Here is a 19,829-nt window from a genome sequence, read left to right as displayed (position 1 = left end):
CTATTTGAGCCGAAACATGGCCTCGAATCCGGCTCTGCCCTCCCTCTCCATCCACGTGTCAAAGTTCATCAGACCGGGGTAAAGCTTCCGCAAGGCGGGTATGTCTGCCCGCCAGCCGCCGAACGACCCGCCCGCGGCGCCCTCCTCCGGCGTCCCGCCCTCCAGCGCGCCCAGGTCGAAGCCCCCTGCCGTACGGCGGGCCGCCTCGATGAGCCGTTCCCTGGTGATCTCGTCCCCGGCGATCTCGATGGCCTTGCCGAGGTAGTAGGACGGGTCGCCGAAGGCCAGCGCGGCGAACGCGCCGATGTCGTCCACGGCGATGACCTGGAACCTGCTGCCCGGCGGGATCACCTTGACCAGTGCGGAATCGCCCAGCAGGCCGTACTCGGGCATGAGGTGGTTCTCCATGAACATGACAGGGCGCAGGATCGTGGCCGGCAGGCCGATGGCCCGGATGTGCCGCTCGATCGTCCACTTGGTCTCCCAGTGGGCGATGCCGGTGGCCCGGTCGGCGCCGCCGACCGAGGTGTAGACGAGGTGCCGGACGCCGGCCGCCAGCGCCGCTTCGGCGACGGCGACGCCGTGCGCCACCTCGTTGTCGTCGAAATCCGGCGCGGTGTTGGCGGGCTGGACGGTGAAGACGCCGTGGGCGCCCGCCATGGCGGCGTCCAGGGACATCCTGTCCCCCATGTCTCCGACGACGAGCTCGGCTCCGGCCTGGACGAGTGCCTGTGCGGCCGCGCTGCGGGGGTCGCGGACCAGCGCCCGAACGTGCCATCCGTCGGCGAGCAGGTGCCGCGCCGTCGCGCCCCCCTGCTGACCGGTCGCCCCCGTGACAAGAATGATCATTGCTGCCTCCCGGCTAAGCTTCTATACGGAGCATCGCTCCGATATTAATCGGAGCACTGCTCCACTTGTCAAGCCGCGACCAATCCGCGAGAGGACGCCTCGTGCCACCACGCGCCGACGCCCGCCGTAACCGCGACCTGCTGCTGGCCACCGCGCGGGAAGCCTTCGCCGAGCAGGGGATCGAGGCGTCCCTGCGTGACGTCGCCCGGCGCGCGGGCGTCGGGATCGGCACGCTCTACCGGCACTTCCCGACCCGGGAGGCGCTGCTCGAGGCACTGCTCCGCGACGGGTTCGACCGGCTGCGCGGCACGGCGGAGGAGCTGCTCACCTCCGCCTCACCCGGCGAGGCGCTGCAGGTCTGGATGCGCGAACTGGCGAGACGCTCCACGACCTACCGGGGCCTGCCGGAGTCCGTCATGGCGGCGCTGCACGACGAGGAGTCGGAGTTGCACGTCTCCTGCGAGGCCATGCGTGCGGCCGGTGGACGCCTGCTGGCCCGTGCGCAGGAGGCGGGGGCCGTCCGCGCCGACCTCACCACGGTCGAACTGCTCTCGCTGACCGCCGGGATCGCCTGGGTGAGCGAGCAGTCGCCCGACGGGCCCGGCGTGGCCGATCGCCTGCTCTCCCTGGTGACGACCGGCCTGACCTAGGAAATGTTCGCTTCGGTGGCTTGAGAAGGTGAGTTTTCGGTCAGACTGCATGTCATGCCTGCATCGATACGACGAGGTCTCGCCGTCAGGATGATGAGAGCGGCCAGGGCCGCGAACCGGAGCCCGGCCTTCAGAAGGCTGCTCCGCGGCCGGAGCATCCGGCGGTTTCCCCTGGTCAACCGGATCTACCACACGGTGTTCCGGGTCGGCGTCGCCAGCGGGGGCCAGGACGTCGAGGCGCGTTATCGTGGCGTGCTGCTGGCCGGCCCGGCGTGGGACGCGACGATCATGCCTTCCGTCTCGGCGGGTTACTACGAGGAGTTCGAGGTCGGGGTCTACGAACGGCTGGCCTCCGTCAGCACGTCGATCGTCGACGTCGGCGCGAACATCGGCGTCTACGCCTGCACCGGAGCCGCGCACCTGCCCGCGGACGGCACGCTGATCGCCTTCGAGCCGGTGCCGGAGAACCTCGGCTACCTGCGGCGCAACGTGGAGCGCAACGGCCAGGCCGGCCGGGTCACCGTGGAGCCGCAGGCCGTGGGCGAGTCACCGGGCGAGCTGACGTTGCACCTGTCGGGCGAGCAGTCGGGAAAGCACTCCGCCGCCGCGGCCAACGTCGGGACACCCGCGAGTACGGTCACCGTGCCGATGACCTCGATCGACGACTACCTCGACGGCCGGACGCCCGATATCATCAAAATCGACGTCGAGGGTTACGAGGGGTTCGTGCTGCGCGGTGCGGCCGAGACCCTGAAGTCGGGTCCCACGCTGCTGTTCGAGCTCCACCCCGAGCTCCAGGCGAACTGCGGCTCCCCCGCCTCCGAGCTGCTCGACCTCGTCTTCGCCCACTACCGGTGGGTCTTCCTGGTCGACGAGCTGAACAACGTCCTGCGTCCGTGCACCCGAGCCGACCTCGACGCTCCCGACGCCGTCGGCCTCTACCTCTCCAACCTCGTGGCGATCAACCGGCAGGACCATCTGGACGCCGTCGGCAGGTGGCGCCCTTCCTCCTGAACTGGAAAGTGAAATGCAGCGATATATCCTGACTGGCGCTCCCGGCTCCGGGAAAACGGCGATAATTCGCCATTTGGAGCGTGACGGCGAGATCGTCGTCGAGGAGGCGGCGACGGATGTCATCGCACGGGAGCAGGCCACCGGCACTCCCGAACCGTGGACCGACCCCGCCTTCATCGAAACGATCACCGATCTGCAGCGGGCCAGGCAGCTCCGCACCCCCGGCGACCGGCAGTTCTACGACCGTTCCCCGATCTGCACCCACGCCCTGGCTACCTTTCTCAAACATCCCATCCCAAAAGCACTTGACCACGAAATAATGCGAATCGTGACGGAGGGCACGTACCAGAAACAGGTATTGTTCATCAAAAATCTTGGATTCGTGACCCCCACCGAAGCCCGGCGAATCTCCTTCGAAGAATCACTGGAATTCGAGCGAATCCATGAGGAAACCTACCGCTCCTACGGCTTCGAGTGCGTTCCCATCGCCCCCGGCACGCTTCCCGACCGGGCGGCGGCCGTGAAACGCCTGACACGCGACACCCTTCCATAGACGCGACCAACCGTTCGCATTCGACTACATTCGGTCACATGACCGGCTGGGAGGCTGCGCTGTGGGGGCTACTCGGAGGTGCGGTCGCCGAAGCCCTCAATCTTTCGGCGTGCATGCGCCCGGTCGCCCCCCGGCGGCGCTGGCGGTGGCCCTGGAGCAATCAGGCGGATCTTCCGATGATGCTGGTGGCGGTCGCGCTGCGGCTGTTCGTCGGCTGCGGGCTGGCCTCCGCTCTCGGAGCCTCCGGGCAGCTTCCCACCCCGTTCTCCGCTTTTCTGGCGGGCGTGGCCGCCCCGTTGATCGTCGCCAAGATCTTCCAGACGATCCCGGTCACCGAGCCGGCCGACGTGCTGCCCCCATCCGTGCACGCTCCCCTCTCCATGGTCGACTCAAGGGCAAGTGATGCTTCGAAGTGACAGCCGCCTGGGACGCATCATCCAGGCCCTGGCGGCCGAGCCACGCCCACGGCCGGAGGCATGGGACACCGCCCCCCGGCTGATCGAGGCCCTGGCGGGCGAGCCGACCCAACGGAGAGCGAGCCAACCGCGCGCGCATCGCCGCTGGCTCCCGCCGCTGACCGCGACGCTGGCCGTGACCACCGCGGCAGTGATCAGCGTGCTCACCTGGAACAGTCAGACGATCTCCCTCGCCCGCAGCATCAATGTGGGCTCCGCGCTCGTCCTCGCGTTCGACCCCGCCGAGACCTCCGCCGCCGGCTCCACCTTCGCCGCCGGCGCCTCCGACGGCACCGTCTGGCTCTGGGACGCCGCCACCGGCCGCCCGACCGGCCGACCGCTCACCGGCCTCACCGGCTCGGTGACCAGCATCGCGTTCAGCCCCGACGGGCGCATCCTGGTGGCGACCGGCGGCAGCGACCACACCGCGCGGCTCTGGGACGTGACCACCGGCCGGCCGATCGGCCGGCCCCTCCCCGGCTCCATCACCCGTCTCGCGTTCAGCCCGCAGGACCGCACCCTGGCGACCGGGAACATGGACGGAACCGTGCGAATCTGGGACCTCGACGAGCGCTCCAGCCCGAAACGCCGCGCCACCCTGAAACCGGCCCCGCTCACCGAGCCGACCCCGGTCCGCAGCCCGGTCACGGGGGTCACCTTCAGCCCGGACGGCCGGATCCTGGCGACCAGCACCACCGACGGCACCGTACGCCTCTGGGACGTCGCCACCCGCCGCCCCCTCGGCCCGCCCCTCGGCGGCGCGATCACCGGCGTCACCTTCAGCCCCGACGGCCGCACCCTGGCGACCAGCACCACCGACGGCACCGTACGCCTCTGGGACGTCGCCACCCGCCGCCCCCTCGGCCCACCCCTCGGCGGCGCGATCACCGGCGTCACCTTCAGCCCCGACGGCCGCACCCTCGCGGCGGGCATCAGGAACGGCAGCGTCCGCCTGTGGCACCTCAACCACCGGGCCACCCCCAGACGGCACGCCGTGCTGGGCCCCGGCAGCAGCCCCGTCACCAGTGTCGCCTTCAGCCCCGACGGCCGGACCCTGGCGGCCGGCGACACGGCGGGCACCGTCCGCCTGTGGAGCTTTCCGTAGTCCGTCAGCGGCGCGTGCGCGCACTGTCAGCACGCCGGGTGAAAGTGGCGCCCACACCCCACCCGGAAAGGTCGCGCACGCCGGCCGTACCCTCGCCCTGATCGAGTCGGGGCCGCCGCCGTACGAGCTGGACTATGAGCTGGGGACCGTCGGGCCCTGTGACTTCGGCGGGACCCTGGACGGCGCTTTCACCCCGTCGGCATCGATTCATGTCGGCCGGCTGAGAGGCGATGGGCGCGTACTTCGACTCCTTGACCCATCTGGAGACTTCGATAGGTTTGGGGCCTCGCGCCTTCCGCTGGTGCGTGGCCGGCGGGCCCGGATCGGACACGTTTCCCTTCGGGCCCGCCCTGCCGGCGCGCCGACCGTGTCACAATCCGCCGTCCGCCGTCACAGCGCGGGCACCACGGCGGGTCCGGAGTCGAGGCGATCTCGATCGGGCCCGCCGTCTCGCTCACAGCGAGATGGCTTCCGGCCCGGCCAACGCCTTGATGTCTCCGGCGAACGACGGTTCCGCGGCCACGGAGTAGTCGGGCAACGCGATGACCATCGTCTTTCCGCTGGGCCGTCGCACGTTGACGTGGACCGGCACCTTACCCGGGTGCATCTTGAGGATGTTGCGCAGTTCCTCGACCAAGGGGGCGGTCACGCGCTCCTCGCGCAGGGTGATGGTGATGGGATGGCCGGAGCCGCTGGTGACGTTGGACACGTCGATCGGCGTCAGGTCCTGGGCGAAGATTCCGATCGCCCCGTCGCGGTTGTTGATCTGACCGGACACCGACACCACGGCGTCCTCCCGCAGTTCCGGCGCGTACAGCTCGTAGCTGCGGGGGAAGAACAGGCACTCCACGGCGGCGTCCATGTCCTCGACCGTGACGATCGCCCAGACGTTCCCGGCCTTGTTCACCCGCTTCTCCACCTTGGTGATGAGGCCGCAGACCCGTACGTCGCCGCGGTCCTCACGGCCGCTGTCGAGCAGGTCGGCGATCGTGGTGTCGCGGTTGCGCGCCAGGAGACGTTCCGTGCCCGCCAGGGGATGGTCGGAGACGTAGAGGCCGAGCATCTCCCGCTCGAAGTCGAGCAGCGTCTTCCTGTCCCATTCGCCTTCCGGGATGGCGATGGAGAACGCCTCGTCGTCCGCCTGGCCGTCGCCGGGGCCGCCGAACAGCGAGTCCTGGCCGTGGGCCTCGTTCTTCTTGATGTCGATGACCGAGTCGACGGCCTGCTCGTGGACCAGGAGCAGGCTCTTGCGCTGGTGGCCGAGCGAGTCGTAGGCGCCCGCCTTGATCAGTGATTCGATGACGCGCTTGTTGCAGGCCGACAGCGGCACCTTGCCCAGGAAGTCGTTGAAGTCGGCATAACGGCCCTTGTCCTGGCGGCCCTTCACGATGCCGTCGACGACGTTCTCACCCACGTTGCGGACCGCGCCGAGGCCGAACCGGACCTTGTCCTCGCCGACCGCGACGAAGTCGAGCGCGGAGTCGTTGACGTCCGGCGGCAGGACCTGGATGCCCATCTTGCGACACTCGGCGAGGTAGACGGCCGCCTTGTCCTTGTCGTCGCCGACGGAGGTGAGCAGCGCCGCCACATACTCGGCCGGGTAGTTGGCCTTCAGGTAGGCGGTCCAGTAGGCGACCAGTCCGTAGCCGGCGGTGTGCGACTTGTTGAAGGCGTAGCCGGAGAACGGCAGCATGACGTCCCAGAGAGCCTGGAGCGCCTCGTCGGAGTAGCCGTTGCCGCGCATGCCGGCCTGGAAGTTCTCGAACTCCTGGTCCAGGACCTCCTTCTTCTTCTTGCCCATGGCGCGCCGCAGGATGTCGGCGCCGCCCAGGGTGTAGCCGGCCAGCTCCCGGGCCACGGCCATGATCTGCTCTTGGTAGACCAGCAGGTGGAACGTGGGACCCAGGATCGGGTCGAGCGCCTCCTTCAGCTCCGGGTGGATCGGCTCGATGTCCTGGCGGCCGTTCTTACGGTGGGCGTAGTTGATGTGCGCGTTGGCGGCCATCGGGCCGGGCCGGTAGAGCGCGAGGACGGCGGCGATGTCCTCGAACCGGGTCGGGACCATCAGCTTCAGCAGGTTGCGCATCGGCCCGCCGTCGAGCTGGAACACGCCCAGGGTGTCACCGCGGGCCAGCAGCTGGTAGGTGGCCGTGTCGTCGAGGGGGATGGTGAGCGTGTCGAGCTTGACGCCCCGGTTCTGCTCGATGATTTTGATGGCTTGGGCGATGATGCCCAGGTTGCGCAGGCCCAGGAAGTCCATCTTGATCAAACCCATGGCTTCGCAACTGGGGTAGTCGAAGCCGGTGATGATCACGCCGTCCTTGTCCCGCTTGTGCATGGGGATCAGGTCCAGCAGGGGCGCCGACGACAGGACGACCGCGGCGGCGTGCACGCCGGTCCCCCGGATCAGGCCCTCGATGCCGCGTCCGGTGTCGATCACCTTGCGCACGTCGGCGTCGTTCTCGTACAGGGCGCGGAGTTCGGCGCCTTCTGCGTAGCGCGGGTGGCCCTCGTCGAACATCTTCGCCAGCGGCACGCCCTTGCCCATGACGTCGGGCGGCATCGCCTTGGTGATCTTGTCGCCCATCGCGAACGGGTAGCCCAGGATACGGCTCGCGTCCTTGACGGCGGCCTTCGCCTTGATCGTGCCGAAGGTGTTGACCTGGGCGGTCGCCTCGCTGCCGTACGTTTCGGTGACGTAGCGGACCATCTGGTCGCGATGACGGTCGTCGAAGTCGAGGTCGACGTCAGGCGGGCTGATGCGCTCGGGGTTGAGGAACCGCTCGAACAGCAGGCCGTGCTCCAGCGGGTCGAGCTCGGTGATCCGGGTCGCGTAGGCGACGATCGACCCGGTGGCGCTGCCACGGCCCGGCCCCACGGCGATGTCGTTGTCGCGGGCGTGCCGGCAGATGTCGGCGACGACCAGGAAGTAGCTGGAGAAACCCATCGGGCCGATGACCTTCATCTCGGTCTCGAACCGCTCCAGCACCTCTTCGGGAAGCGGGGACCCGTAGCGCTTCTCCAGACCGCGCATGGCCTCCTGCCGCAGCCAGGACTCCTGGGTCTCCCCCTCCGGCACACCGGGGAACTGCGGCATCCGGTCGACGTAGGCGAACACGTCGCTGTAGTCGCCCACCATCTCGGCGATCAGCAGCGTGTTGTCGCAGGCCTCAGGAAGATCCGCGAACAACTTCCGCATCTCGCCGGCGGTCTTCAGGTAGTAGCCCGACCCGTTGAACCGGAACCGGTTCGGATCGTCCTTGTTCTTGCCGACGCCGACGCACAGCAGGCTGTCGTGGGCGTCGGCCTGGTCCTCGGTGACGTAGTGCGAGTCGTTCGTGGCCAGCAGCGGGATGTCCAACTGCTTGGCCAGCCGCAACAGATCGGCCCGAACCTCCCGCTCGATGTCGATCCCGTGATCCATCAACTCAAGGAAGTAGTTCTCCTTGCCGAACATGTCCTGATAATCACCGGCGACCTTGATCGCCTCGTCGTACTGACCGAGCCGGAGCCTGGTCTGCACCGCGCCGGAGGGGCAGCCGGTGGTGGCGATGATCCCCGCCGAGTGCTCGGAGATCAGCTCCTGGTCCATCCGCGGCTTGGAGTAGTAACCCTCGAACGACGCCAGCGACGACAGCCGGAACAGGTTGCGCAGCCCCGTCGCGTCCTTGGCCCACATGGTCATGTGGGTGAACCGGCCACCGCCGGAGACGTCCTTGCCGCCCTCTCCGTCGGCCACGCCGGTCTCGGCGCGCTTGCCCCAGAACACCGGCTTCTTGAAGTGACGAGACTCCGGCGCGACGTAGGCTTCGATGCCGGCGATGGGCTTGACGTCGCTGTCCTTGGACGTCTGGAAGAACTCATAGGCGCCGAACATGTTGCCGTGGTCCGACATCGCGATCGCGGGCATGCCCAGCCGGGCGGCCTCGTTGAACAGGGGTTTGACCTTCGCTGCACCATCGAGCATCGAATACTCGGTATGAACATGCAGATGCACGAATGATTCGGTCACCTGTTCCCCTTTTCTTGCACCCCGGCAGTCGGTTCCCGGCCCAGAGCCTACGCCTTCCGGAGCCTCATCTCACCCCCCTGTCCCGCCCGTCTCATCACCTGGCACCGGCCACAGGAGGGCGCGCCGCCACCACCCCACACCGACCGGCCGTACCCTGCCCAACGCCTGCATGGAGAGGCATTCTCGCAGGTCAATCGCCTGGTGCAAAACCCCATGCGACACCCTGAAGCGGACACCGCCGCATCGTCCCGAAAGTACTGGACGGACCAGGGGCGACCACCGGAATCAGCGATGACACACCGCCGACGTCGCAGTCCTTACGCGGCCCGGTTCACCGCACCGGGCCCGCGTGGACATCTGCCGGAAACATCCGCGCAATGTCTTGACACTCTCGTTCTCTTATCGGCAGGCTTGCCACTAAATGGAAATGCTTTTCATTGTGTGAAAAGTTGAACTGCGAAGACGGGCACACCCCCATGAGCCGTGATCAGGCGTACGCCAATCAGACCCACGTCCCCGACCAGCAGGAACCCCAGACGCACGCAACCCCGGCGCGGCTGAGAACGGCGACCCAGGCGGCTCTTGTCGCACTCGCGGTCTACATCACCGTGGAGGCGCTGAGTCTGGGCCTGTGGACCTCGTTCGGGCCCGGCCCCGGCTTCTTCCCGTTCGCACTGGCGGTGGCACTGGGCGTGCTCAGCGTGGCCTGGTTCGCGCAGAGCCGCGCCGGCCGGGAGACGGCGGCCGCCGAGCGGCCGGACCTGAGACATGCCGCCGTCGTACTGGTCAGCCTCCTGGTCCTGGCCGGCCTGCTCGACCTTCTCGGCTACCAGGTGAGCATGTTCCTGTTCCTGATGTTCCACCTCAAGTGGCGGGCGGAGCGGGGCTGGGCGCTCTCGCTGGTCCTGTCCGTGGCCGGGAGCGCAGGCGTCTTCCACGGATTCGAACAGGGCCTGCTCGTCCAGTTGCCGGCCTCGGCGATCCCGTTCCTGGCCGGGCTGGGCCTGTAATGGACGTCCTGTCCGAACTGCTGTCCGGCCTCGCGACCGCGCTCACACCGCAGAACCTGCTCTACGCCTTCATCGGCTGCCTGCTCGGCACGCTGATCGGGGTGCTGCCGGGAATCGGGCCCGTCGCCGGCGTCGCCCTCCTGATCCCCCTGACGCTCAACCTGGAGCCGACCAGCGCCATCATCATGCTGGCCGCCATCTTCTACGGCACGCAGTACGGCGGGACCATCACCAGCGTCCTGCTCAACACCCCGGGCGAGGCCGCCTCCGCGATCACCACCATCGACGGCTACGCGATGACCAAGCAGGGCCGGGCGGGAGCCGCGCTCACCATCGCGGCCCTCGGCTCGTTCGTCGGCGGCACGGTGGCCACCATCGGCCTCGTCGTCGCCGCCCGTCCCCTCGGCGACCTCGGCCTGCGGATCGGCCCGCCCGAGTTCTTCGCCCTCATGGTCGTCGGCATCTGCCTGCTGGTGGCTCTCGCCGGCCGGTCCATGACCAGGGCCCTGATCTCCGGAGTGCTGGGACTGCTGATCGCCATGGTCGGCATCGACCCGGTGGCGGGCGCCCCCAGGTTCACCTTCGGCAGTGAACGGCTGCTGGACGGAATCAGCTTCGTAGCGGTCATCATCGGCCTGTTCGGCCTGTCGGAGGTCCTCGCCAAGGCGACGACGGGAACGAGCCGCGCCATGACGCCGGGTCTGCGGGCGCTCCTGCCCACCCGCACCGACCTGCGCCGGAGCGCTCCCGCGATCGCACGCGGCACCGGCATCGGCTTCGTCCTCGGGCTCATCCCCGGCATGACCGGCTCGGTCTCCTCGCTGCTCGCCTACGGCGCGGAGCGAAAGTTCAGCAGGCACCGCGCCGAACTCGGCTCGGGCGCCGTCGAGGGCGTGGCCGGTCCGGAGACCGCCAACAACGCGCACGCCAACGGCGCCCTGGTGCCGTTGTTCACCCTCGGCATTCCCGCCTCTCCGACGATCGCCGTACTGATGGGCGCCTTCCTCCAGCAGGGCCTCACCCCCGGCCCGACCCTGTTCACCGAGCACGCGGACGTCGCCTGGGCCATCATCGCCAGCCTCTTCGTCGGCAACGTCATCCTGCTGATCCTGAACGTGCCGCTGGTCCGCGTGTGGACCGCCATTCTGCGCATCCCGTACCCCGTCCTCACCGCGCTCATCCTGATGTTCATGGTCGTGGGGACCTACACGATCAACTTCACCGTCTTCGATGTCTTCGTGATGATCGGGTTCGGGCTCCTCGGCCTGCTGCTGCGCCGGCTCGACATCCCGCTCGCGCCGCTGGTGCTGACCCTCGTGCTCGGCCCCCTCATGGAACGTTCCCTGCGCGAGTCGCTGGAGTTGTCCCAGGGCGACTTCACCGTCTTCCTCACCCGCCCGATCAGCGTCGTCCTGCTGGTCATCGCGCTGGTGATCGCCGCCAGCCCACTGCTGCGACTCCGCAAGCCCGCGGCCCTCACCGACGACCCCGAAGCCTGACCCCCGAGGAGGGAGTCACCATGAAAACCAAGATCACCGCAGTCACCCTGGCGTTCGCGACCGCCCTGACCGCCTGCGCACCCCAGCAGACCGGCGGTACGGCCGGCGCCTGGCCGCGCAAGGGCAAGCCCATCACCCTGATCGTCGGTTTCGCGCCCGGCGCGGCGGTCGACGCCGCCGCCCGAGTGATCGCACCGGTCCTGGAGAAGGAACTCGGCACCAACGTCGAAGTCCTCAACAAGCCCGGCGCCGGCGGCCAGATCGGCTACACCGCGCTCACCAACGCCAAGCCCGACGGCTACACCATCGGAGCCACCGGCTCCCCCTCCGTGGTCGTCTCCCCGCTCGATCCCAGCCGCGGGGCCACCTACACCAGGGCGAGTTTCCTGCCGCTCGGCATGCAGGTTCTCGACCCGATGCTCATCGGGGTCGCCCCCGGCAGCCCGTACACGACCCTGAAGGACCTGATCGAGGCGGTCAAGAAGAAGCCCAAGAGCGTCACGGTCCCCACCACCGGTGTGCAGACCGGCGAGCACTTCGCGCTCGCCGACATCCAGCAGAGAACGGGCGCCCAGTTCGCGCCCGTGCACTTCTCCGAAGGCGCCTCCCAGGCGATCGCGGCCTTTCTCGGCAAGCACGTCAACGCCTACGTGGGCAACGTCAGCGACGTGCGGGACCTGGTCACCCAGGGGAAGATCAAGGTGCTCGGCGTGATGTCCGGCGAGCGCAGCCCGTTCCTGCCCGACGCGCCCACCTTCGCCGAGCAGGGCTACCAGATCGAGGCGGCGACCGCGCGTGGCTACTCGGCGCCGGCCGGCCTGCCCGCCGACGTGCAGAAGAAGATCGAGAGCGCGCTGGGCAAGGCGATCGAGGACCCGGCCGTCGTCGCCAAGCTCAAGAATCTGGGCCTCGCCACCGTCTACAAGTCCGGCCCGCAGTACACGACGTACTGGCAGGAGCAGGAGAGCACGTTCAAGAACGCCCTCCCGCTCGTCCGCAACGAGGGCTGACCCGTACCCATCCAGTGAAAGGCATGACGAATGACTGACTTCCCGCGGGCCGAGGCGAACCTGCTGGCTCGTTTCGCCCGGCTTCCCGCCGCCAACATCGGCGACGCGATGGACCGGCTCGGTGTGCTGGATTCCCGGATCGGCCCCGTCTGGCCCGGCGCACGCCTGGTCGGCCGCGCCTTCACCGTGTGGACCAGGTCGGGCGACAACCAGTTCGTGCACAAGGCGCTGGATGCGGCCGAGCCGGGTGACGTGATCGTGGTGAACGGCGGCGGTGACGAATCCCGGGCGTTGATCGGCGATCTCATCGGCCAGCGCGCCAAGAACCGCGGACTGGCCGGGTTCGTCATCGACGGCGCCGTCAGGGACGCCGAGGGCCTCGGCGAGATCGGCATCCCCGTCTTCGCCAGGGCGGTGACCCCCGCCGGGCCGTACAAGAACGGCCCCGGGCATCTGGGGCGCACGATCGCGGTGGGAGGTGTGGCGGTGGCGCCCGGTGACATCCTGGTGGGCGACGCCGACGGCGTGGTCGTCATCCCGCTGGCGGAGGCCGCGAGCATCGCCGAGGCGGCGGAGGCCGTTCTGGCCCGCGAGACCGGCAAACGGGCTGCGATCCTTGAATCCGCATGACACACGCCCGTTCCGAGAAGGGTTTCCCCGATGACCGCAGGGCAACCGCAGTCGTCCATGCGCTCGGTCGAGCGCGCGTTCGACGTCCTCGAAGTGCTCGAACGCAGTGACAAGCCGTTGCGGCTGTCGGAGATCGCCCGTCAGGCGGCGCTGTCCCCGGCCACGACCCTGCGCCTGCTCGGCGTGCTGCAACGGCGCGGATTCGTCACCGCGCAACAGCAGAGTTACCACCTCGGACCGGCCACTCTCGCCGCCGCGCACGGCTACCTGGTCAGCGACCGCGTCAGCCGTGCCGCGGCCCCCGTACTGCAGGAACTCGCCGCCACCACCGGCCTGACCACGACGCTGCACATCAGGTCGGGTCTGGAGCGCATCGTCATCGCCCGCGTCGACGGCAGCGACCCGCTGCGCTACCAGCTCCCCATCGGCCGGCGGCTGCCCCTGCACCTCGGGGCGGGCAAGGTGCTGGCCGCCACCATGCCGGAGGAGGAGCTGCACACCCTCCTGTCCACCATCGGCGACCTCGGCACCGTGGCCGGCACACCCGTGACCGAACAGGACCTGCGGGCCGAGCTGGCCCTGATCCGAGATCGTGGTTACCACTTCTCGGTCAACGAGCGGGTCATCGGCTCATCCGGCATCAGCGCCCCGGTACCCAGGCCCGGCGGTGAGTCCACGGCGTCGGTGAGCGTCTCCGGACCGGCCGAACGGCACTCCGAGAGCGAGATGCTCGCCTGGGTGCCCGAACTGCTCCGCGCCGCCGCCGCCCTCGGGCATGTCTGAAAATGATCAAAGGAATTGATGAATCATGCGTTGTGCCGTCATCGGCTTGGGCGAAGCGGGCAGTGTCTACGCGGCCGCGCTCGCCGCGGCCGGGCACGAGGTGCTCGGCTACGACCCCCGTCCGGGCGACACCCCCGCCGGGGTCACCCGGACGGCGACTCTCCGGGACACCGTCGGCGACGCCGAGCTCGTTCTGGTCCTGACCGGCGCGTCGGCGGCGGCGGACGTGGCCGAGGCGTGCCGCGACCGGCTGCGGCCGGGATCGGCCTACGCCGACTTCACCTCCTCCGCCCCGGAGGTCATGGAACGGCTGGGCCGGCGGATCGAGAACTTCGCCGACGTGGCGATCCTCGGCCCGGTCCCGCTGCACGGCGCCACCGTGCCGCTCATGGTCAGCGGGCCTGGAGCGGACGCGCTGGCCGGGCTCATGCGGCCGCTGGGGACACCGGTCGAGGTCCTCGCCGCCGCGCCGGGCGCCGCCATGGCACGCAAGCTGCTGCGCAGCGTGTTCATGAAGGGCCTGGCCTCGGTGGTCTGCGAGGCCGTCGCCGCGGGGCAGGCGGCCGGCGATGAGGAGTGGATCCGCGGGGAGATCGCCCGCCAGTTGTCCGGCGACGGCCAAGCGGTCATCGACCGTTTCCTGACCGGCACCCGGACGCATGCCGTACGGCGAGCACAGGAGATGCGGGACACCGGCGCCTACCTGTCCGGTCTCGGCGTGCCGGCGGAGATGACCCGGGCCGCCGAGCAGACCCTGCGCCGCCTCGCCACCGTGACCTGAGATCGCGGACCTGAGATCACGGACCTGAGATCACGGAGACCGCGGCGGCCGGCACGCCGAACAACGTGTCGGCATGCTGCTCGCTCAGCCGCGGCAGGAGGTGGTCGGCCACGGTGAAGACCACGATGGGCGCTCCCGTGTGCCCCGCCGTACGGCGGGGCACGGTCGGGACGCGTCAGACGACTTCCGGCAGCACCGGGTTGACCTTCGCGGCGTGGCGCGGGTGGTGGATGTGGAAGTCCGGCATGGCCCTCCGTGGCGCCTTGCCGAACAGCGAGGCCATGTAGTCGACCAGTTCCTGGCACTTGGCCTTGTCGGCGATCTCGTCGTCGACGTCCTCCTCGAAGGTGCCGCCGATGACGACATGATCGGAGCGCGGGAACATGTAGCCGTTCTGGCCGTAGAGATACTGCAGTTTCGGCTGCGGCGGCAGCATCGCGAGCTGTCCCTTGATCGGGAGCAGCTGCGAGTCGTTCCACAGCTTCTTCGCGCCGAGTCCGGTGCAGTTGACGATGATCGCCTGCGTCACCGACGTGAACACGTCCGACTTGTTCATGAATCTCTTGTGCACGCATGTGACGTTGCGCATCTTGAGATCCTTCTCCAGCCGGGCCAGGAAGGTCGGCGGCTCGATCAGCAACGTCTGATACATGTATCCGGACTGGGTGTGTCCTTCGAACGGCAGGCACGGCAGCGGGACGCGTTCCGGTATCAGGCCGGGTACGAGTTGCATCACCACTTCGAGATTGTGCGAGAGCGTCGCGGTGTAGTTGGGCCGCTCGTAAACGCCGAAGTTCTTGCCGATGCTGTTCTTGAACGTCGTGTAGGCGGTCTTGAGGATGCCCTTGAGCTCCTCTTCCTTGCCTTCGTACTTGACGACGGAGACGGCCCACTGGCCACCGGCCTTGTACGATGTCGTCTCCTCCGGCTTGCGGTCCGAATAGATCGTGACCTTGAGGCCGAGGTCGAGCAGCAGCGTCGCGGCGGTCAGCCCCATGACGCCGGCGCCGAGCACCGCGACTTCCGTGTCCTTCGACACGGCGATGTAGTTCTTGACGATTTCCCGCACCTTTTCGGCACAACCCCAGCTCAGCGTGATGCCGGCGCCGCCGTGGCCGTAGTTGTGGACGACGAACTTGCCTGACTCCATCTCGGCGTCGAGCCGATAGGAGCCGATGCGGTAGGGCCTTACGCCCGCGATACACGCACCCGGAACGTCGGGATCGAAGGTGAAGTCCGGCGTCGGGAGTAGGTCTTTCGACATGCGGTCGGATGACATTTTCGGCCTCCAGTCAAGTCTTTCTTGAATCGGGCACTCGGTCCGCTCGACCAGAAACGGAGATACCGATGCCGTCGCACATCTCTGTGGAAGCCATGGCATTTCCGACTCGGGAGCGGACGACCGCCCGGCGTAGGCCGCTATTCCTCGATCAGTCATCCGGTGATTCGAAAATTCAGACGTCTGATGCGCTCGCCACCGGCACGGGACTCGTACCGGCGCGGTTCCGCCCGTTCGCTCGCATCGCCAGGCCGCCCCGGTTGGCCGTCCCCAGTGACTATTTCGCGAAATGTCGTCTATCGAGACGACTGTCCACCCGTACGCCTACCCTACGCCGTGGTGGCGATTTCACCCGATTCAAGGTCTTGACATTCGCCTTAGCAGCTATCTCCACATGAGGCAGCTGGAAGGGTTGAGTGTAGAAACAAATTTGTCATCAAATGCCAGAGAAACAGGTATGGCGGAGCCCAGAAGTCGATCACATCGCCGACCGACTAGCGCTCCGCCGTACACCGTGTTCTCCCGTGTGTCCTTGCCCGCCGCCGAGGCGGTCAGTGGGCGCAGCCCGCGTACTCGTCGAGGCGGCGCAGCATCGCCACCAGCATGAGCGGGAACATCGCCACGTGCGCGAGCAGCATCAGCATGCCGCCGTCGATGAGGCCGAGCCACAGCATGGGGAAGAGCGGCACGATCGGGACGAACATCGCCGCGCACATCTCCAGGGTCGGAACCCAGCCGTGGCCGCGGATCCGCATCCACACGGCCATGCCGACGGACATGGTGAACGCCATGACCAGATACCCCAGCTCGGGGTTCTCACTGTGGGAGACACCGAGGCCGAGGACGTCGAGGAGGGCGCCGAGCCCGTACATGCCGACGAACATCGCGATGATCATCTCGGCGTAGTGGAGGGCGAACCTGCCCCAGCGGCGGCCGGTCTTCGAAACTGTCGTCGTCGTCATGCCCTCGACTCTGGCCGGGAACACGGGCACACGCCAAGGCGGGCGGCCGGGTAGGTCCGGAAACTTGGGTTCCTCGTCCTTCGGATCTACAGTCGGGGGCATGGAGGTCCGGCGGGTGGTCGTGGTGGCGTACGAGGCGGCGGGGCTGCTCGACATCGCCTGCGTCACCTCGACGCTGGAGGAGGCCAACTGGCACGGCGCCGCACCGCCCTACGAGGTGCGCGTGGCGACAGCCGGGGGGCACCCCGTCACCTGCGGCACCGGGCTGACCGTCCAGGCCCAGCAGTCGCTGGAGCGGATCACCGGACCGCTCGACACGCTCGTGGTGTCCGGCGGGATCGGCCACGAGGACGCCGCGGCCAACCCGCTGATCGTCGCCCACGTCCGCCGGCTGGCCCGGGAGAGCCGGCGGGTCGCGTCCGTCTGCACCGGGGCGTACGTCCTCGCCGCCGCCGGCCTGCTCGACGGGCTGCGCGCCACCACGCACTGGCAACTGGCGCCGACCCTGGCCGCCCGCTTCCCCAAGGTCGACGTCGACCCGGGCCCGATCTTCATCCGCAACGGGAACGTCGCCACGTCCGCCGGCGTCACCGCCGCCCTCGACCTCACGATGGCCTTCGTCGAGGAGGACAACGGCGCCCAACTCGCCAGGACGGTGGCCCGCAACCTGGTCACCTACCTCCAGCGGCCGGGTAACCAGGCGCAGATGAGCATGTTCGTCAGCGCTCCCTCGCCGGCCAACGACCTGGTCAAGCGGACCGTCGAGTACATCACGGGGCATCTCGCCGCCGACCTGACCACGCTCGTGCTGGCAGACACGGCAGGCGTCAGCGAGCGGCACCTCACCCGCCTGTTCCTCAAGCACCTGGGCCAGACGCCCGGGCGCTTCGTCCGGCTGGCCCGTACCGAGGCCGCCGCCCACCTGCTGGCCGCCACGTCGCTGCCGATGGCGTCCATCGCGGTCCGGTGCGGATTCGGGACGGCGGAGACGTTACGGCAGGCGTTCGTGGATCGGTACGGGATCCCGCCCTCGCGCTACCGGCTGACGCAGACCTCGGCCAGTGGGTGACGCGGAAGCTCACCCGCCCGGTGCGTCAACGGGAACCGAACGACGGTCAGACCGACAGCAGCCCCAGGTCAGGGACCACGGAACGAAGGCGACTCCCGCGAGAGGCGCCCCTGCCACCATCCGGGCAGGAGCCCTGATCTATCGCTTCGTCTCGTAGACGAGCACCACGATGCCGGAGGCGAACGACGTCGACCTCACCAGCCTCAGATGGGTCGTGTCGAACCCGTCGAAAAGGCGCTGGCCGCCTCCCGCGACGACGGGGAACGTCCAGAAGTGGTACTCATCCACCAGCTTGTGCTCCAGGAGCGTGCGGTCGAGTTCGCCGGTGCCGTACTTCAGGATGTTCCGGCCGGGGAGTTCCTTCAGTCGCGCGATCTCCTTGGCCACGTCGCCCTCGATGATCGTGGCGTTCCATGTGGCCTGCTTCAGGGTCCTGGAGGCGACGTACTTGGGGAGGGCGTTCATCCTGGCCGCGTCCTGGTCACCGGCCTGCTCCATCTTGGGCCAGACCTCGGCGAACGCCGCATAGGTCACGCGCCCCAGCAAGAGGGCGTCGGAAGAGGAGAAGAGAGCGTCACTGTACTTCGAATGCTCCTCGTCCCAGTAGGGCGCGCCCCACTTCTCCGGTGAGTCGATGACCCCGTCCAGCGTCATGAACGTGGACTCGATGAGTTTCCGCGATTTCGGCATCTCCGGACCGTACCTTCAGCCTCTGACAATTCGCGGAAGGGCGACGCCGGTGGACCAAAGGCCATCCTGGCTCACGTACCGCTTCCCCTGCCGCAGATAGTGGAGTGCCGGCTCGACGCCAGATGGCCGACGATCACTCCTCTGCTGATGACGCCGGCGACTCATGCGCCTCAGCGTAAGGACGCCTCCCAGAGCGGGCGACCGCTTTCCACCGCACCAAGCCACCACCACGACGCGCTTCGGGGGAAGCCGACTAGCGCGTCGCGTCGTTGGCGCGCACGCTCTTGTAGACCCCATACAAGGTCTCCAACCCGCCGACGACCATCAGGACCACGCCGATCTTGGACGGCGTGAAGATGAAGATCTCCTCATCGAGTCCGAACAGCCATAGCGCCAGCCCCGCCACGAAGGTGATCGAACCAGTGAGGAGCGTCTTGCGGGCAGAGGCCATGAGCAATCCTTTCGCGGGGGGCCGGGCGCACCGAACCTTCAAAAAACCCTAGTCAGGCCCGGTCCGCGCGGCCTCCTGCCGGTTGAGGAGATCGGCTACATCCTTCGGCTGACACCGCCCCGCTCCCCACCTCATGATCCGAACCCAAACGGCGCACCGGGTTCTCAAGCAGTCACCGCGGAAGAGCCACCCGAGTCGGATGGTCGCCGGCGGCGGTCGCCATCACCCGCACCTGACAGTTCTTCGAAACTTTTTCGTGCCTGGAATATCGCCGCCACCGATGGGGAGTCGGTGGTAGAGGTGGAACCATGATCTTCTTGAGGACGGTCCGAGTCTCCGTACTCACTCTTCTCGCTATCCCGATCACCGCTGTCCCCGCCACCCCGCAGGCGGCAGCCGAGCCGCGCAAACGGCCACAGGCCGGTGCCGGGGCGCTGGCCGTCCGCGCGCTGGGCCAGCTGAAGGTCGCCAAACCGTTATCCATCCGTGGTTACAGCCATCGGCGATTCCAACCTCGATGGGCGCACCACAAAGGCCGGTGCGACGCACGAGAGGTGGTCCTGGCCCGCGACGGACGAGGCGTGCGCAGAAACGCGGCCTGTCACCCGGTCAAGGGCCGCTGGTACAGCCCGTACGACGGTAAGTGGCTGAAAAGCGAAAGGCACGTCGATGTCGACCATCTCGTGCCATTGGCGTACGCCTGGCGCTCCGGGGCCAGCAAGTGGAGCCAGGCGCGGCGGCGGGCCTTCGCCAACGACCTCACCCGCCCCGAGCTGATCACGGTCAGCCACTCAGCCAACATCGCCAAGGGCGGCCAAGGGCCGCAGAGTTGGCGTCCGCCGCGCCGCAGCCACTGGTGCCGCTACGCGACCTCATGGATCACCGTGAAGCGGCACTACCGGCTCCTCGTGACCCGAAGGGAGAAGGCGGCCCTCCACAACATGCTCCGCACCTGCCGAGGCTGACGACTCACCCACCGGACAGGACCACCGCCTGCCCAGATGCGGATCGGCGAGCCTGGGTTGAG

At 68.2% G+C, this 19,829-nt stretch carries 19 protein-coding genes; 13 read left to right on the top strand and 6 right to left on the bottom strand.

Annotated features, from left to right (window positions below; all coding sequences use genetic code 11):
- Nucleotides 1-849, bottom strand: coding sequence for an NmrA/HSCARG family protein (locus tag MBA17_RS27760; RefSeq protein WP_238499543.1), 849 nt, complete (start codon nucleotides 847-849; stop codon nucleotides 1-3).
- 101 nt (nucleotides 850-950) lie between these two features.
- On the opposite strand from MBA17_RS27760, the gene MBA17_RS27755 reads away from it, so the two are divergent.
- The 5 genes from MBA17_RS27755 to MBA17_RS27735 are packed head-to-tail and all read left to right on the top strand — an operon-like array spanning nucleotide 951 to nucleotide 4,626.
- Nucleotides 951-1,499, top strand: a complete 549-nt coding sequence (locus tag MBA17_RS27755) for a TetR/AcrR family transcriptional regulator (RefSeq protein ID WP_238499542.1) — start codon at nucleotides 951-953, stop codon at nucleotides 1,497-1,499.
- A gap of 54 nt (nucleotides 1,500-1,553) precedes the next feature.
- Entirely contained in the window at nucleotides 1,554-2,513 is a 960-nt protein-coding gene (locus tag MBA17_RS27750; protein WP_238499541.1) for an FkbM family methyltransferase, read from the top strand.
- A 13-nt stretch (nucleotides 2,514-2,526) separates the two neighbouring features.
- Nucleotides 2,527-3,066 carry an AAA family ATPase gene (locus MBA17_RS27745; RefSeq protein ID WP_274386076.1) on the top strand — a complete coding sequence of 180 codons (540 nt, stop codon included), beginning with the start codon at nucleotides 2,527-2,529 and terminating at the stop codon, nucleotides 3,064-3,066.
- Nucleotides 3,067-3,104: 38 nt separating this feature from the next.
- Nucleotides 3,105-3,482 carry a hypothetical protein gene (locus MBA17_RS27740; RefSeq protein ID WP_238499539.1) on the top strand — a complete coding sequence of 126 codons (378 nt, stop codon included), beginning with the start codon at nucleotides 3,105-3,107 and terminating at the stop codon, nucleotides 3,480-3,482.
- Complete coding sequence (locus MBA17_RS27735; RefSeq protein ID WP_238499538.1) at nucleotides 3,469-4,626, top strand: WD40 repeat domain-containing protein; 1,158 nt, start codon at nucleotides 3,469-3,471, stop codon at nucleotides 4,624-4,626. The genes MBA17_RS27740 and MBA17_RS27735 overlap by 14 nt, the downstream gene beginning before the upstream one ends.
- A 454-nt stretch (nucleotides 4,627-5,080) precedes the next feature.
- Here MBA17_RS27735 and dnaE read toward each other — a convergent pair whose 3' ends face one another.
- Nucleotides 5,081-8,638, bottom strand: a complete 3,558-nt coding sequence (gene dnaE, locus MBA17_RS27730; RefSeq protein ID WP_238499537.1) for a DNA polymerase III subunit alpha — start codon at nucleotides 8,636-8,638, stop codon at nucleotides 5,081-5,083.
- A 476-nt stretch (nucleotides 8,639-9,114) separates the two neighbouring features.
- Here dnaE and MBA17_RS27725 point away from each other — a divergent pair, with 476 nt between their 5' ends.
- From MBA17_RS27725 to MBA17_RS27700, 6 genes are read left to right on the top strand one after another with little or no spacing between them, the layout of a single operon-like run.
- Complete coding sequence (locus MBA17_RS27725) at nucleotides 9,115-9,648, top strand: tripartite tricarboxylate transporter TctB family protein (RefSeq protein WP_238499536.1); 534 nt, start codon at nucleotides 9,115-9,117, stop codon at nucleotides 9,646-9,648.
- Nucleotides 9,648-11,147 (top strand): tripartite tricarboxylate transporter permease, encoded by a 1,500-nt coding sequence (locus MBA17_RS27720; RefSeq protein WP_238499535.1) that lies wholly within the window; start codon nucleotides 9,648-9,650, stop codon nucleotides 11,145-11,147. Before MBA17_RS27725 ends, MBA17_RS27720 begins: the two co-directional genes overlap by 1 nt.
- 20 nt (nucleotides 11,148-11,167) lie before the next feature.
- Nucleotides 11,168-12,157 carry a tripartite tricarboxylate transporter substrate binding protein gene (locus MBA17_RS27715; protein ID WP_238499534.1) on the top strand — a complete coding sequence of 330 codons (990 nt, stop codon included), beginning with the start codon at nucleotides 11,168-11,170 and terminating at the stop codon, nucleotides 12,155-12,157.
- 30 nt (nucleotides 12,158-12,187) lie between these two features.
- Nucleotides 12,188-12,787, top strand: a complete 600-nt coding sequence (locus MBA17_RS27710) for an RraA family protein (RefSeq protein WP_238499533.1) — start codon at nucleotides 12,188-12,190, stop codon at nucleotides 12,785-12,787.
- A 30-nt stretch (nucleotides 12,788-12,817) separates the two neighbouring features.
- Nucleotides 12,818-13,570: an IclR family transcriptional regulator gene (locus MBA17_RS27705; protein ID WP_238499532.1), complete on the top strand. Its 753-nt coding sequence runs from the start codon at nucleotides 12,818-12,820 to the stop codon at nucleotides 13,568-13,570.
- 25 nt (nucleotides 13,571-13,595) lie between these two features.
- Nucleotides 13,596-14,351, top strand: a complete 756-nt coding sequence (locus MBA17_RS27700; protein WP_238499531.1) for an NAD(P)-dependent oxidoreductase — start codon at nucleotides 13,596-13,598, stop codon at nucleotides 14,349-14,351.
- Nucleotides 14,352-14,526: 175 nt separating this feature from the next.
- Here the strand turns inward: MBA17_RS27700 and MBA17_RS27695 are convergent, their stop codons facing one another.
- The gene (locus tag MBA17_RS27695) at nucleotides 14,527-15,789 is read right to left on the bottom strand and encodes an FAD-dependent oxidoreductase (protein WP_238499530.1); all 1,263 of its coding nucleotides are present in this window, start codon (nucleotides 15,787-15,789) and stop codon (nucleotides 14,527-14,529) included.
- Nucleotides 15,790-16,181: 392 nt separating this feature from the next.
- Complete coding sequence (locus MBA17_RS27690; RefSeq protein ID WP_238499529.1) at nucleotides 16,182-16,592, bottom strand: hypothetical protein; 411 nt, start codon at nucleotides 16,590-16,592, stop codon at nucleotides 16,182-16,184.
- Between the two features lie 100 nt (nucleotides 16,593-16,692).
- Between MBA17_RS27690 and MBA17_RS27685 the strand changes: the two genes are divergently transcribed.
- Nucleotides 16,693-17,661, top strand: coding sequence for a GlxA family transcriptional regulator (locus tag MBA17_RS27685; protein WP_238499528.1), 969 nt, complete (start codon nucleotides 16,693-16,695; stop codon nucleotides 17,659-17,661).
- Between the two features lie 138 nt (nucleotides 17,662-17,799).
- Here MBA17_RS27685 and MBA17_RS27680 read toward each other — a convergent pair whose 3' ends face one another.
- Complete coding sequence (locus MBA17_RS27680) at nucleotides 17,800-18,351, bottom strand: dihydrofolate reductase family protein (RefSeq protein ID WP_238499527.1); 552 nt, start codon at nucleotides 18,349-18,351, stop codon at nucleotides 17,800-17,802.
- Nucleotides 18,352-18,604: 253 nt separating this feature from the next.
- Nucleotides 18,605-18,802, bottom strand: a complete 198-nt coding sequence (locus MBA17_RS27675) for a DUF5708 family protein (RefSeq protein WP_238499526.1) — start codon at nucleotides 18,800-18,802, stop codon at nucleotides 18,605-18,607.
- Between the two features lie 308 nt (nucleotides 18,803-19,110).
- Between MBA17_RS27675 and MBA17_RS27670 the strand changes: the two genes are divergently transcribed.
- Complete coding sequence (locus tag MBA17_RS27670) at nucleotides 19,111-19,767, top strand: HNH endonuclease family protein (RefSeq protein WP_238499525.1); 657 nt, start codon at nucleotides 19,111-19,113, stop codon at nucleotides 19,765-19,767.
- The last annotated feature ends 62 nt before the right edge of the window (nucleotides 19,768-19,829 follow it).

This window comes from Dolomitihabitans soli, from assembly GCF_022213955.1.
In the GTDB taxonomy this organism is placed as follows: domain Bacteria; phylum Actinomycetota; class Actinomycetes; order Streptosporangiales; family Streptosporangiaceae; genus Streptosporangium_A; species Streptosporangium_A soli.
This window is presented reverse-complemented; position numbering and strand designations above follow the sequence as displayed.